Here is a 13389-nt window from a genome sequence, read left to right on the forward strand (position 1 = left end):
TTTAGGGGCTGTTTTGCATAAAACAGCCCCTAAACCAAATGGATCCTAATTCTCTGCTAGGTAGGAATTGAGATTAAGCGGCGTACTGAGCCAGTTTAGTTAAAGCAGCGTCAATACGGCTTTCGGTTTCTTCGCGTCCGATGATCTCAATGATAGCCATCAGATCTGGACCTGCTTCTACGCCGGTTAAGGCAATTCGCAAAGCTTGCATCACCTGGCCAATCTTCAAGCCATTGCGCTCCAGAATCTGCAGCAACAAAGCTTTCACCGTATCAGCGTTGAACTCTGGCAGAGAAGCCAGCTCGATTCTGAACTGCTCAAAAGCTCCGGCCGCTGCGGCCGACCATTTCTTGGCGGCTACCTGCTCATTGTATTGTGTGGGCGCCACGAAGAAATAAGCGGCTTCTTTCCAGAAATCTTGTGGGAAAGTCACGCGCTCTTTCATGAGGCTCACAATCTTCTCGGCGCGTTCCGGAGAGCAGTCAATGCCTTGCTCCGGCAGAGCCGCCAGCAGGTACTGGGCTAACTCTGCGTCTGGTTTGGCGCGCAGGTACTGCTCATTGTACCAACGGGCTTTCTGGATGTCAAAGCGGGTACCGGATTTCCCGATGCGCTCAATGCTGAAGGCTTCAATGAGTTCTTCCATGGTGAAGATCTCCTGCTGCGTACCCGGATTCCAACCTAAAAATGCTAAAAAGTTCACGAAACCGTCTGGCAGGTAACCGGCCTCACGGTAACCGCTTGATTTCTCGCCGGTCACCGGATCTACCCAGTTCAACGGGAATACCGGGAAACCTAACTTATCACCGTCACGCTTGCTCAGCTTTCCGTTACCGTCTGGCTTCAGCAGCAAAGGCAAGTGCGCGAACTCTGGCATAGTATCTTCCCACCCGAAGTAGCGGTACAGCAATACGTGCAACGGGGCACTTGGCAACCACTCCTCGCCTCTGATCACGTGGGTGATTTCCATTAAATGGTCATCCACAATGTTAGCTAGGTGGTAGGTAGGCATGCCATCGGACTTCATCAGGACTTTGTCGTCAATGGCCGAAGAATGCACCATTACCCAACCTCTGATCATGTCTTTCAGGCGAATTTCCTCTTTACGTGGTACCTTCAGACGGATCACGTATGGGTCTCCGCTCTCCAGCCGACGCTTCACCTCATCCTCGGGCAGGGTGAGGGAGTTCTTCATGGTGGCGCGGGTGATGGCGTTGTACTGCGGGGTAGCTACTTTAGCAGCCTTGAGGCGCTCACGCATTTCCTCCAGTTCCTCGGCGGTATCAAAGGCGTAGTAGGCATGGCCAGCGTTTACCAGTTGCAGGGCATAGTCCATGTACATGGGCTTGCGCTCAGACTGACGGTAAGGGGCATGCGGGCCGCCGTGCACCGGGCTTTCGTCCAGCTTAATGCCGCACCACTCCAGGGAATCAAAGATGTATTGCTCGGCGCCGGGCACAAAGCGGGTTTGATCTGTATCTTCAATGCGCAGTATCATTTTACCGCCCATTTTTTTAGCAAAAAGGTAATTATACAGCGCTGTGCGTACCCCGCCAATGTGCAGCGGCCCGGTTGGGCTAGGGGCAAAGCGTACTCGTACTTCTCTTTCCATGTTGTATAGGTATGTCAATCGAGGTGCAAAAGTACGGTATTTCACGTCTTCCGTAAAGCTTTTACGCTTAAATCCTTAGAAGTGTGGTAACTATTGTCAGATAGTGAGAGGACGGCAGAATGGATGGATTTAAGCACTTGAAAGTAACTGTAGCTCAAGAAGTTTGTAACCTGCGGCCGCTGGTACGTATGAGGAAGAAAATCTATCACATGCTCAAAGAGAAGTTATCAGAAACCTGGAATATCTTCAAGGAAGTGTGGTTCGACTTTCTGGATGAAAACTCCTTCCAGAAAGGGGCTGCGTTAGCGTATTATACCATTTTCGCGCTGCCGCCCATTCTCATTATCATGATCAATACCGCCGGAGCCGTGTTTGGGCGTGATGCCGTACGTGGGCGGGTGTATGAGCAGTTACGGGAGTTAGTGGGCAGCAAAGGGGCCTATGATATTCAGGAGATGGTGGAAAACATCAATCAGTCTTCTGACTTCACCTTTGCCACCGTGGTAGGGATATTTACCTTTCTAATAGGTGCCACCGGGGTGTTTGTGTCTTTGCAGGAGTCTCTGAACCAGATATGGGGCGTAAAGCCGAAACCCCGCAACGAGTACCTGAAGCTGTTACTGGACCGGCTGCTGTCGTTTGCCATGATCATGGCCATTGTCTTTCTGCTGCTGGTGAGTTTGATGGTACACGCCATTCTGGTAGCCATTACCTCGTTCCTGGCCGACCGGATTGACCCTTCTTTGTTGCACCTTACCCAAGTGGCCAACTTCGTTTTCTCCACCGTGGTGGTCACGTTCCTGTTCGCCTTGATCTATAAATTCCTGCCAGATGCCAAGATAAAATGGCGCGATGTCTGGAAAGGCGCTTTGGTGACCGCGCTGCTTTTCGCCTTAGGCAAGTCCTTGATCGGGCTTTACCTAGGCAACAGTGATTTTGCCGGTATCTACGGGGCCGCTGGCTCGGTGATTGTGGTGCTCACGTGGGTGTTCTACACCTCCCAGATCATTTTCTTAGGTGCCCAGTTCACCCTGGTCTACGCCCGCCGCTTCGGAGCCGATATTTACCCGTCTGACTACGCCGTACGCGTCATCAACAAAGAAGTGGAAGTAGGCCATGCCCCCGTCAACGACGAGCCCGGCCCCAATGAGGCCAAAGCCCGGGGAGTAGACTGTGATTGAATTTGGTGATTAGGAGATGTGAAGATGTGGAAATGGAAAAACGTTTAGGAGAATTTCCTAATCTTCACATTTCCACATCTTCAAATCAGCGTTACCATTTCACCGCAATACAGGAGATTTCCACGTTCACGTCTTTGGGCAAGCGGCTTACTTCTACGGTTTCGCGGGCGGGCGGATTGCTGGTGAAATAGCTGCCGTACGTCTCATTAATTACCCCGAAGTTGCCCAGGTCTTTCACGAAGATGCTGCACTTCACCACGTTGCTGAAGTCCATGCCCGCTTCCTGCAGAATGAACTGCAGGTTCTTCATCACCTGATGGGTTTCAGTCTGGATATCTCCCTGCACCAGTTGGCCAGAATCCTGGTCCAGCGCGATTTGCCCGGAGATGTACAAGGTGTTGCCTGCCAATACGGCCTGGCTGTACGGCCCGATAGGAGCCGGTGCTTGTTTGCTTTCTATGATGTTGGTTGCCATATACGAAAAGGTTAATCAGTATCTTTATGCCGTTAAAGGTACAGAAATATGAACACATTGGTTTTGGCAACCGAAGAGCAGGAAGCAGAGGTTAGCCTGAAATTCTATAATAGAGCCTACCTCCATTTGCAGGACCCGGCAGAACTGAAAGCGTGGCTTCCGCAAGCGGATTTAGTGATTGACTTACTGCTGCATGAACAACCAGAGCGCCTGGCCCAGTACAACCAGCAAGGCAAAGGCGACAAACTCACCGTATTCTTCAACGCGAATCATGTGAACCTAACGGAGTTCGCCTCGGCGTATGCCCCGCTCAACTTCCACTTAGCCGGTTTCATAGGCCAGCCCCTCATCAACCGCGAAGTCTTGGAAGTGGTCACGCTCCGCGAAGATTCTCAACGAGCAGTAGACAAAGCCTTCGTCTTCCTGGCCTCCCTGTATCAATTGGTGAAGAATAAGAAATAGAGGCTTATTGCCTCTTTTGGCCAAAACAGCCTCAAAACAGAATAAATTTTTTGGTCCTTCCGTGGGCCTTCCGCTGGCGCGAGCGTCCCGCTCGTGTCCGTACGCATTACAGATTATCCCTTTACGTAATCCTGAAAGGATCTTGTGGGCCAGCGGTAGTGGCGTTTCTCTAAGGCTTCTCTAGTTCGCCCACAAGATCTTTCCAAGATGACAAAGGGGGTGTGGGAAACCAGAAGAATAAACCAGCCTACAGAAGCTCTGAAAACCCAGAATCAAGGGACTCTTTGCAACGCGTGCGGACACGAGCGGGGCGCTCGCACCAGCGAAAGTAGTTGGGGAAAGTAAGGTCACTTTCAGGCCGTTTTCCTAAAACCAGCTTAGAAACAGAAAGAACAGCCGTAAAACTGTTCTTTCTGTTTCTAAGAGTTGATGCAGTTAACTCCAGAATCAAGCTTGGCGCATCACGCCTATTTTTTCGCCCTTGAAGTCAGGGAACAGGGCTTTGTCATTTTGAATGTGGAGGTGTTTTCCGGCTACTTCGCTGAAAATGCTTCTGAAATCGGTGGTGACGGGAAGGTCGCGGCCGTCTTCCAGGTTTTCTATGGCTAAGGCAGGAACGTTTCCGTGTACCAGACCGCCGTTTACATTGTTGCCCAGGAGGAACAGGCAGGAGCCGCGGCCATGGTCGGTGCCATTGCTGCCGTTCTGGTGCACGGTACGGCCGAACTCGGTCATGGTCATCACGTCTATGTCATCCTGGTAGGCATCTAAATCGGTCCAGAAGGCGGTAATGCTTTGGCTTAGGTCGTTCACGTTGCGGGCGAACGTGCCTTGGGCGGTACCTTGATTATAATGCGTGTCCCATCCGCCGGACTCGGCGAAGGCGACTTCCAAGCCTACATCCATCTTCACCAATTGGGCAATCTGCTTAAGCGAGTTCCCGAGGGGACTGTTAGGATACACGGCCTTGTTGGCCGGAATATAGTTCTTGGTGTCTACCTTGTTCAGCATCTTCAGGGCTTCAAAGCTTTCTTTCCCGGTTTTGTTCAGCAGCGAAGAAGACGTCTGGTCATACAAATCCTCGAAGTTTTGGGAGGCTACCTTGGCGGAATTTTGGTTGCCGCGCATCTGAATATTAAAATCCTGAATGTTGCTGATGGCAATCGCGGCGTTGTCGCCGTAAAACGATCGGGGCAAAGAAGAAGTAAGGCTTACCGCCTGAAACGGCGTGGCCGCCTCATGCCCCATCAAGCCAACTGCCCGGTTAAGCCAGCCGCTCGCGGTGCCTTTGTCAAAGGGAGTGCCGGCCTCCATGTAATCCTGGGCATCAAAGTGGGAGCGGGTAGGGTTGGGCGACCCCATGCCGTGTACAATGGCTAATCGTTTTTCCCGGAACAAGGGTTCAAAGGCGCGCATGGCCGGGTGTAGCCCGAAACGTCCGTCTAAGTCCAGGAGGGGATTGGCAGCTGTCTTGGCGGCGGTCATAAACAAGCTGGGCCGGGCCTTCTGCAGATGCACATCGGTGAAGGGTGTCACGGCCATTAAGCCGTCCATGGCCCCACGTTGGAAGATGCAGACCAGAATTTTGTTTTTCTTGTACGGTAGCACCAGTTTGCGGGTACTGGCCGCTTGTGCCAGAAAGTTGGGCACGCCGCCCAGCCCTGCCGCGAAAAGCGCCAAAGCCCCTGATTTTAGAAACCCTCTTCTTGTTGTCATGACGCGTTCTTTTTGCCTGTTTTAAGATTATCGGCGCTGAAACTCAGGAGAACCAATAATGATGCCCACTACTTGCGCAAGCATGGGCGCGTTGCCGGTAGTTGTTGGCCTGTTTACTGACAAAGCAGCGTTACTTTGCCCTAACTTCTTTCGGCCTGCGCCTTTTTCGGGGTTCTTCCTGGGAGTTATCATTTCCTCCTCCAACTCCATCATCTCAAGTGGTGCGGCGGGTTGGTTTTTGTTCGCGGCGGCATCTACTTTCTGCCCGAAACTGGGGTCCTTGAGCGAAGGCGTTAATCGTTTGATCGTCTCGTTGAGGTCGCGTTCCGGCAACAGGTATTTGCTATAGGTGAGCAAGGCCGCCTCGGCGCTCTCCGGTTCCCGGTTTTGGTTCAACGCCATTAGATCGAAGGAAATGCCTGGTATTTTCTGCGAGGCCAAGGCCAGGCCGAAGTTCATGCGGTTCAGCAGGGAGCCCGTATTAATCCAGTAAGTGCCTTTGTCGGGGAAGCCGGTGGGGGCTTGGTAGAAGTACATTCGCTCGCCCATTTTCGTAATCCAAGTGTAGAGCTGATAAGGAGCTTTTACCTCGGCATTGAGGCTGCGAACAGAGCTGATGGCCAACTCAAACGGCGACTTTGTTTTCTCCCGCAGCGCTTCTTTGCTCCAGAACTCGGGAGAAGTGACCATGGTGAGAAGAACTTGCTGGATGTCTCCGTTTTGCTCTGTGAAGGTTTTCGCCATTTTATCTACTAAACTCTGCGGGGGGGTGTCGTTCACAAAGCGAACAGCCAGTTTGGTAGAAATAAACCTAGCCGTGGCCGGATGATGGGCTAACAACTTAATCAACTGCATGCCTTCTTCGTACCCGCCGTTGGCCGGAAAGGTGGTGCCCAACACTACTTTCTGGCTTTTGTCATGGCGGTTGGAGGCATAAAGAAAGTCGCCTTCCTGCACAAAACCCTGCTTGGCAAAGGCCTGGGCACGTTTGGGATTATTGATAGCGGCGTTGGCGTTATTCAGACTGTAGCGGTCTACGGCGGGGTTAATGGTCCAGCCGGTTAAGACGCGAGCGGCCTGGGTTACATCTTGTTGGGTATAGCCTCCGTCTACGCCCAGGGTGTGTAGTTCCATGATTTCCCGCGCGTAATTTTCGTTCAGCCCTTGTGCTTTCCTGGCCTTTTTCACCTGTTCAGCAACCTGCCGCTGCAGCATGGACGTGTCTTGGGCTTGTCTTTGCTCCACCAGTTGCATTTGGCGCTGTTGCCGTTGTTTCTGAGCCGGGGTAAGTGTTATAGTAGGAGAGGTACTCTTGAAATTGTCTAAGTACGTGAGCATGGCCGGTGACTTCGCTGTGGCAAGTAAAAGTGCCTCAAACGTACCCAACGCATTCGGCCGAATGACATCGCGTTCATACGAGGTCAGGTACAGGGCGCTGTTCTTGTTGGTAAGTGATACGTTGAAATGGTTGAACCAAAAGCTTGTGAGAACTTCCTGCAATTGGTTTTCTGAGTAAGTGGCTCGTAGAATCTTCTGATTGATTAATTCCTGGTACAGAACGCGCTGCGGTTTAAACCCTTTTTGCTGCATGTACGCCTCCAGTTTGTCTTTGTATTCCTGCTTGCTCTCTTTGTCTGCCGCGTCCTTTTTGATGTCGTTTTTATCAATGATTCCTTCTTTGATAGCCATTCGCAGCACCTGCCCTCCCTGCGGGAAAGTCTGCGCGATTTGCTGGTTCGTCATTTTAAGGGTTTCAAACCGGGCTAACCGTTTGTCTAACCCTTGGCTCAGAAGTTCGGCCTGCAATTGCTGCATAAACCATTTTTCAAGTCCCATTTCCACCACGGCCTCTACCTGGCCCGGCTTGGCCCCGTACGTGAAACGGCTGAGTAAATGCGCAGCCGCCTGGCGTTCCGTCAGCCCCGCTTTCTTGTAAGGAAACTTCGGAGATTTAGTTGCCAGTGCGTTTTTACCTCCGAAGGAAGATAGCAACACTCCTCCCGCCACCAGGAACAGAATGATAAAAGAAAGTTTGTAAACGCTTTTCATATGCCGTAGAAGTGAGTTGTGGAAAAGGGAAGGGTATTTTCGCTTCAGGGTGGCGTGTTGTCTCTCAAAAGATGAGCCGCTTTGTTTACAATAGATGAAAAAAGCACTAAAAGGTTTAAAGGCTAGTGATAAAATTTCGGTTGTATGTTCCTTCCTCTGTTTAAGTTAGAACTATATTTTCTTATCAGAAGTAATTTATGTTTTAGCCCTGTTTTATGGAAACAAGGCTAAAATGTAAAGGGTAGAACTTGAAAATAAATGAAAACCCAATACCACTCGCCAGGGGCGAGTGAGTGAAACGAAAGCGGGGAAAGCGCTTCCTAATAAAATAAACAAAAAAGGGGGAAGCCATTTAGCTTCCCCCTTTCAACTATAGCATGATGTTCTTATTCAACCGTCACCGACTTGGCTAAGTTACGCGGTTGGTCTACGTTACAGCCGCGTAGTACGGCAATGTGGTAGCTCAAAAGCTGCAACGGAATCACTGAGATTAAAGGCATCAAGGCTTCATGGGTGCTAGGCACCTCAATCACAAATTCGGCCATCTGCGGAATCACAGTATCACCTTCGGTGACAATCGCGATGACTCTGCCTTTACGGGCTCTTACCTCTTGTACGTTAGAAACAATCTTCTCGTAAGAACTGTCTTTGGTCGCAATTACCACCACGGGCATGTTCTCATCAATCAACGCGATAGGACCGTGCTTCATTTCTGCCGCTGGGTAACCTTCTGCGTGGATGTAAGAAATCTCTTTCAGTTTCAAGGCACCTTCCAGCGCTACCGGGAAGTTAAAACCACGTCCCAGGTAAATGAAGTTAGAGGCATCTTTGAAGATCTCAGAAATAGCCTGAATTTCTTTGTCTAGCTGAAGGGCTTGCTCCACTTTAGCCGGAATTTTCTCCATCTCTATCATCATGTGACGAAGCGCCGAAAGCTCCATGGTACCCCGCATTTCGGCCAGCATCATGGCGATGAGGGAAAGAACCGTTACCTGAGCCGTGAAAGCCTTGGTACTGGCAACCCCAATCTCTGGACCAGCGTGAGTATAAGCACCGGCATCGGTGGCACGGGCAATAGAAGAACCCACTACGTTGCACACCCCAAAGATCATAGCGCCTTTTGACTTCGCTAATTCCAGAGCGGCCAGGGTATCGGCGGTTTCCCCAGATTGGGAAATAGCGATGACGATGTCTCCCTCCCGGATTACCGGGTTCCGGTAACGGAACTCAGAGGCATATTCTACCTCTACTGGGATACGGGCAAACTCTTCAATCATGTATTCAGCTACCAAGCCAGCATGCCATGACGTTCCACAGGCCACAATGATAATGCGATCAGCGTTCTTGAAGCGGGTGGCGTACTCTCTGATGCTGGACATGGTCAGTTGCGTGTTTTCAGCCACTAAACGACCACGCATGCTGTCCAGAATAGAACGAGGTTGCTCAAAGATCTCCTTCAGCATGAAATGCGGATAACCGCCTTTTTCAATGGCTTCCAGTTCCAGTTCCAACTTCTGGATGTAGGGCGTCTGCACCACGTCTTCTTTGGTCCGGATGTCCAACACGCCATCTCTGATCACGGCAATCTCAAAATCATTGAGGTACACTACTTCATTGGTGTATTCAATGATAGGAGTGGCATCTGAGGCCAAGAAGTATTCTCCTTTGCCTACGCCAATCACCAGCGGGCTGCCTTTGCGGGCGGCTACTAACTGGGTAGGGGAATCATGCGAAAGAACAACAATAGCATAGGCTCCTACTACTTCATGCAGAGCCAAACGCACCGCTTCGGCCAGAGAGACGTTGCTGTTCTTCTGCACATCTTCAATCAGGTTAATGAATACCTCAGAGTCTGTATCACTGTGGAACTCGTAGCCTTTGTTAATCAAGTGTTGTTTAAGAGAAGCGTAATTCTCTATGATACCATTATGGATAATGGCGATCTTCTTGGAGTTGGAATAATGCGGGTGCGCATTGGCGTCATTCGGCTCGCCGTGGGTTGCCCAACGGGTGTGGCCTATGCCAATGGTGCTGCTGGTGTTCTGGATGCCAATATGGGCTTCCAGATCGGCTACTTTGCCCTTCTTTTTGAAGACTTTAAGATCACCTTCATTCAGCAAAGCAACACCGGCGCTGTCGTAGCCCCGGTACTCCAAACGCTTCAATCCTTTCAAAATAATGGGGCAGGCTTCTCTCTGCCCAACGTACGCTACTATTCCACACATGGTACTGTACTCTACTGTTTAGCTGGGGGTATGAATAAATGATTGTTATTGAGCAGTTGAATAGAAAAGTCTAAGCCTGATCCGGCGCTCAGCGCCAGGGCTTTGGTTTGCTTCCAAGATAGCCCGGTTCACGGTTTGTGCCATGTTGGTGGGCGTGGAGAGGGTGCTGCTTATGTTGGAAGGCAAAAGAATTAGACCGTTGTTCGCTCTTCTGTTGTACAGCAGGTTCTGCATGTAGCTGGTAATATTCACGACATACACATAACCGCCTTTTTTTCCTCTATACTGAAGGGTAGCCGGTGCTGTGCTACCTTCTGCCAGCAAAGCACTTGGAATACCCTGATTTAAGGCTATTCTGTTAGAGGCAGTAGCTTCTACCACTGAGATAACCGGAGGAAGTAAAGCAGAATCCTGTTTTGTGAGAACAGATGATTCTAAGACAGGAATAATCAGTTCGGCTTTGTTTACAGCCAGGTTCTTGTCTGTGCCCGGAATATTTTGGCGAAGGTTCGCAATGTAAGGCAGTTCTATTTTGGTGACTAAGCCCGAACCCGCCTGCAGATAGGTACGGTTGCCCGCATTGGTAGAAGATAAGCTGCTGGCATTGGTGTTCAAAGACGCTAGTACGGTTCCGGCTCTGTTTGCCTCAATCTGGTTGTAATACCGGTCTGTGAAGAGCAAGGTAGTTGTCTTAGCTATGTTCTTCTTTGACTTGTAATACAGCATCAGGTTGGTGTTGGTAGAAATAGGCAGGAACCCAACAATGCTACCCTGTGGATCAGAACCGTTAGAAGGTACCAGCGCCAAGCCATTGATGGTGCTGATGAATGCATCTCTGCTGGTGGTTTGCGCCAAAGTTTGAAGCACCTCGTTCGCGAAAGTACCGGTAAGCTTTATTCTTACCAGAACAGGAAGCCTCTGCGTAGTGTCAGTGGTGCTTCTGTATGTGGTGTTGGGCCGCGGTGTAAAGGTAATGGAACCAACCGCTGTGTTGTTGTACGTCAATGCCTCATTGATGAAATACGTCTCATCATCTCTGAAGGCTTGGGTAAGCCGATGCACGTTCATGCCTATTGCCTTGGTGGTGTCACCAAAAGCATAGTTATAATCCAGGTTAATGATCAGGGAGTCGGCTCCTTTAGAAACATCAATGGAGTCTGGATGCGTAGGGAAGGAGGTTGGAGCAAACTCGGCGTAGGTTCTGGCGGTTAGGGTTCCAAAAACCGGATCAGAGATTCTACCAACCTGTACCCGCGTGGCACCCAAGCCAATAATGGAGTCTTTCAATAAAACAGTGGAAGCTCTTACTGTAGAAGTGTCTGTATAAGAAGTCCCAATCTGAGTACCCGGTTCCTGCAGTTCCAGGCCAATGGCAGTGGGGTCTTCGCAGGAGGCAAATAGGAAAGAGAAAATAAAGAGTACAGCAGCTGCTTTACTAATTCGCAAGTTCATTATACAAGTTAAAGTAAGAATCCAGAGTGTTTTCGTCTGAGCTAATGGTGTTGATCTGCTTGGTATTGTTATACTCCTGGAACAAGGCGTTTAAGTTGTCACTGAAGTCTTCGTTAGACTTGATCACCATGTCAGCGTACTGCAATCCCATTTTGATGAAAGCCCCAAAATCTCCCGTTCCCAGATTCACCAGCATGTCATCTTCAATGTCCAGCATTTTAGCTTTCTCCAGCAAATCGCCCTCAAACTTGTGGGTGAACTCACTGTTGTAGACAGAGAAAATAGACTTAGAAGTCTTGAAGATAGGATCGTTCTTGTAGGTGCTCTTGAGGTACAACGGAATTAAGCTCGTCATCCAGTCATTACAATGCACAATGTCCGGCGCCCAGCCCAGTTTCTTCACCGTTTCCAGAACACCCTTGCAGAAGAAGATGGCACGCTCATCATTGTCCGGGTAAAACTTGTTGTCTTTGTCCACCAAAACGGACTTGCGGTGGAAATAGTCTTCGTTGTCAATAAAATAAACCTGGAGTTTGGCATTTGGGATAGAGGCCACCTTGATAATCAGGGGCTTCTCCTCTTCGCCTACGGCGATGTTGATGCCCGAAAGGCGAACTACCTCGTGCAAACGGTTCTTGCGCTCGTTGATCAAACCAAACCGAGGCACAAAAATCCTTACTTCCATCCCCCGCTCTTGCATCGCTTGTGGCAACATCCTCAGGAATTCCGCTACTTTTGTGGTTTGCAGAAAGGGATCAATCTCAGTGGCCGCGTATAAGATTCTCAATTTGGACATAGGGTTGGAGTGATTAAATAAAACAAGCAATAGTTATTGCGAGATGCAAAATTAAGCAATTATCGGCTGATTCTCAATTTATTTGAATTAAATCATACCTTTGGCGTCTTTTGGCTACACAATCTTAAATCAGGCAGCCCCCATGTTGCATCTTTCTTCTTTATCTGATATTCGGCAGCACACAGAACAGCTTCGCCAGCAGGGTCAACGCATTGGCTTTGTGCCCACCATGGGTGCCCTGCACGAAGGCCATCTGTCTTTGATAAGAGCGGCCAAAAGCCAGAATGACATCATTGTCTGCAGTGTGTTTGTGAACCCCACGCAGTTCAATAACCAGGACGATTACCGCCTGTACCCACGCTTGCCGGAAAAAGACGCCCAGATGCTGGCCCAGGAAGGGTGTGATGTGCTGTTCACGCCCGTAGCCGAGGAAATGTACCAGCACAAGTCCAAACTTTCCTTTGATTTTGGCGAGTTGGAGCAAGTAATGGAGGGTGCGCACCGTCCGGGTCATTTCAACGGGGTAGCTCTGGTGGTGAGCAAGCTGTTCCATTTGGTAAAACCGCACCAAGCCTTTTTTGGGCAGAAAGACTTGCAGCAGTTCGCCATTATTAAACAGTTGGTGCTGGATCTGAGTTTTGACCTGGATTTGGTGTGTTTTCCCATTATCAGGGAAGAAGACGGTTTGGCCATGTCTTCCCGCAACCGGCGCCTCACGCCAGAACAGCGCGAAGTGGCGCCGCAACTCTACCAAGCCCTGCAATTGCTGCGTACCCAACTGCAAAATTCATCCGTAGCCCAAGCCAAGCAGGAGACCGAAGCGTTTTTAGGCCGTTTTCCGCAAATCAAGCTGGAATACTTGGAGGTAGTGCATGCCCAGACGCTGCAGCCCTTAAATGAAATTTCAGCCGATGTTCCCGTAGCGCTCTGTTTGGCAGCGTTTCTGGGCGAAGTGCGATTGATAGATAATGTTCTGCTGTAACACGCAAGCGCTTTGAAAGGAACCTACGCATCTGCCTGCTTGTATCATAAATAATCTCTAACTTTGTGCGTTTTTAGATTATTTTGATGCAGATTGAAGTTCTTAAATCCAAGATACACCGGGCTAAGGTAACACAGGCCGAGTTGCATTACGTGGGAAGCATTACCATAGACGAAGATCTGTTGGATGCGGCGAACATGGTTCCCCATGAGAAAGTGACCATTGTGAATGTAAACAATGGCGAACGGTTCGAGACCTACATTATAAAAGGGGAGCGGGGCAGCGGCATGATCTGCCTGAATGGCCCAGCCGCCCGTAAGGTGCAGGTAGGGGATATCATCATCATTATTTCCTACGCCCTCATCAACTTCGCGGATGCCCGCAGCCACGAACCCACTGTTATTTTCCCAGACCAGCACAACCGGCTTGTATAAGCTTT

11 protein-coding genes are annotated in these 13389 nt (G+C 50.0%); 4 read left to right on the forward strand and 7 right to left on the reverse strand.

The window, feature by feature from the left end:
• Positions 1-73: 73 nt before the first annotated feature.
• A complete protein-coding gene (gene gltX, locus ACY0JR_RS02900) occupies positions 74-1612 on the reverse strand; it encodes a glutamate--tRNA ligase (protein WP_462632354.1) in 1539 nt (512 codons plus the stop codon).
• Between the two features lie 188 nt (positions 1613-1800).
• Here gltX and ACY0JR_RS02905 point away from each other — a divergent pair, with 188 nt between their 5' ends.
• Positions 1801-2793 carry a YihY/virulence factor BrkB family protein gene (locus ACY0JR_RS02905; protein ID WP_462632355.1) on the forward strand — a complete coding sequence of 331 codons (993 nt, stop codon included), beginning with the start codon at positions 1801-1803 and terminating at the stop codon, positions 2791-2793.
• 91 nt (positions 2794-2884) lie between these two features.
• On the opposite strand, the gene ACY0JR_RS02910 is transcribed toward ACY0JR_RS02905, so the two are convergent.
• Positions 2885-3268, reverse strand: coding sequence for a RidA family protein (locus ACY0JR_RS02910; RefSeq protein WP_462632357.1), 384 nt, complete (start codon positions 3266-3268; stop codon positions 2885-2887).
• 48 nt (positions 3269-3316) lie between these two features.
• On the opposite strand from ACY0JR_RS02910, the gene ACY0JR_RS02915 reads away from it, so the two are divergent.
• Complete coding sequence (locus ACY0JR_RS02915; RefSeq protein WP_462632358.1) at positions 3317-3730, forward strand: hypothetical protein; 414 nt, start codon at positions 3317-3319, stop codon at positions 3728-3730.
• A 447-nt stretch (positions 3731-4177) separates the two neighbouring features.
• Here the strand turns inward: ACY0JR_RS02915 and ACY0JR_RS02920 are convergent, their stop codons facing one another.
• The 5 genes from ACY0JR_RS02920 to ACY0JR_RS02940 form a co-directional block, all read right to left on the reverse strand.
• On the reverse strand, positions 4178-5446 hold the full coding sequence (locus tag ACY0JR_RS02920) for a DUF1501 domain-containing protein (protein WP_462632359.1): 1269 nt from the start codon (positions 5444-5446) through the stop codon (positions 4178-4180).
• A 27-nt stretch (positions 5447-5473) separates the two neighbouring features.
• Positions 5474-7495: a DUF1800 domain-containing protein gene (locus ACY0JR_RS02925; RefSeq protein WP_462632360.1), complete on the reverse strand. Its 2022-nt coding sequence runs from the start codon at positions 7493-7495 to the stop codon at positions 5474-5476.
• 386 nt (positions 7496-7881) lie between these two features.
• Positions 7882-9720: a glutamine--fructose-6-phosphate transaminase (isomerizing) gene (glmS, locus tag ACY0JR_RS02930; RefSeq protein WP_462632361.1), complete on the reverse strand. Its 1839-nt coding sequence runs from the start codon at positions 9718-9720 to the stop codon at positions 7882-7884.
• A gap of 45 nt (positions 9721-9765) precedes the next feature.
• Entirely contained in the window at positions 9766-11172 is a 1407-nt protein-coding gene (locus tag ACY0JR_RS02935) for a DUF4270 family protein (RefSeq protein WP_462632362.1), read from the reverse strand.
• Positions 11156-11968 carry a glycogen/starch synthase gene (locus tag ACY0JR_RS02940; protein WP_462632363.1) on the reverse strand — a complete coding sequence of 271 codons (813 nt, stop codon included), beginning with the start codon at positions 11966-11968 and terminating at the stop codon, positions 11156-11158. The genes ACY0JR_RS02935 and ACY0JR_RS02940 overlap by 17 nt, the downstream gene beginning before the upstream one ends.
• A 142-nt stretch (positions 11969-12110) precedes the next feature.
• Between ACY0JR_RS02940 and panC the strand changes: the two genes are divergently transcribed.
• Together panC and panD are read left to right on the forward strand one after the other, a co-directional pair.
• Positions 12111-12950, forward strand: coding sequence for a pantoate--beta-alanine ligase (gene panC / locus ACY0JR_RS02945; RefSeq protein ID WP_462632364.1), 840 nt, complete (start codon positions 12111-12113; stop codon positions 12948-12950).
• Between the two features lie 86 nt (positions 12951-13036).
• Entirely contained in the window at positions 13037-13384 is a 348-nt protein-coding gene (gene panD, locus ACY0JR_RS02950) for an aspartate 1-decarboxylase (RefSeq protein WP_462632365.1), read from the forward strand.
• Positions 13385-13389 lie beyond the last annotated feature (5 nt).

The sequence above is a fragment of the Rufibacter sp. JT3400010 genome (assembly GCF_054956755.1).

Coding starts and splice junctions, on each gene's coding strand:
- gltX (WP_462632354.1), bottom strand. CDS start 1,612: ATGGAAAGAGAAGTACGAGTACGCTTTGCCCCTAGCCCAACCGGGCCG.
- ACY0JR_RS02905 (WP_462632355.1), top strand. CDS start 1,801: ATGAGGAAGAAAATCTATCACATGCTCAAAGAGAAGTTATCAGAAACC.
- ACY0JR_RS02910 (WP_462632357.1), bottom strand. CDS start 3,268: ATGGCAACCAACATCATAGAAAGCAAACAAGCACCGGCTCCTATCGGG.
- ACY0JR_RS02915 (WP_462632358.1), top strand. CDS start 3,317: ATGAACACATTGGTTTTGGCAACCGAAGAGCAGGAAGCAGAGGTTAGC.
- ACY0JR_RS02920 (WP_462632359.1), bottom strand. CDS start 5,446: ATGACAACAAGAAGAGGGTTTCTAAAATCAGGGGCTTTGGCGCTTTTC.
- ACY0JR_RS02925 (WP_462632360.1), bottom strand. CDS start 7,495: ATGAAAAGCGTTTACAAACTTTCTTTTATCATTCTGTTCCTGGTGGCG.
- glmS (WP_462632361.1), bottom strand. CDS start 9,720: ATGTGTGGAATAGTAGCGTACGTTGGGCAGAGAGAAGCCTGCCCCATT.
- ACY0JR_RS02935 (WP_462632362.1), bottom strand. CDS start 11,172: ATGAACTTGCGAATTAGTAAAGCAGCTGCTGTACTCTTTATTTTCTCT.
- ACY0JR_RS02940 (WP_462632363.1), bottom strand. CDS start 11,968: ATGTCCAAATTGAGAATCTTATACGCGGCCACTGAGATTGATCCCTTT.
- panC (WP_462632364.1), top strand. CDS start 12,111: ATGTTGCATCTTTCTTCTTTATCTGATATTCGGCAGCACACAGAACAG.
- panD (WP_462632365.1), top strand. CDS start 13,037: ATGCAGATTGAAGTTCTTAAATCCAAGATACACCGGGCTAAGGTAACA.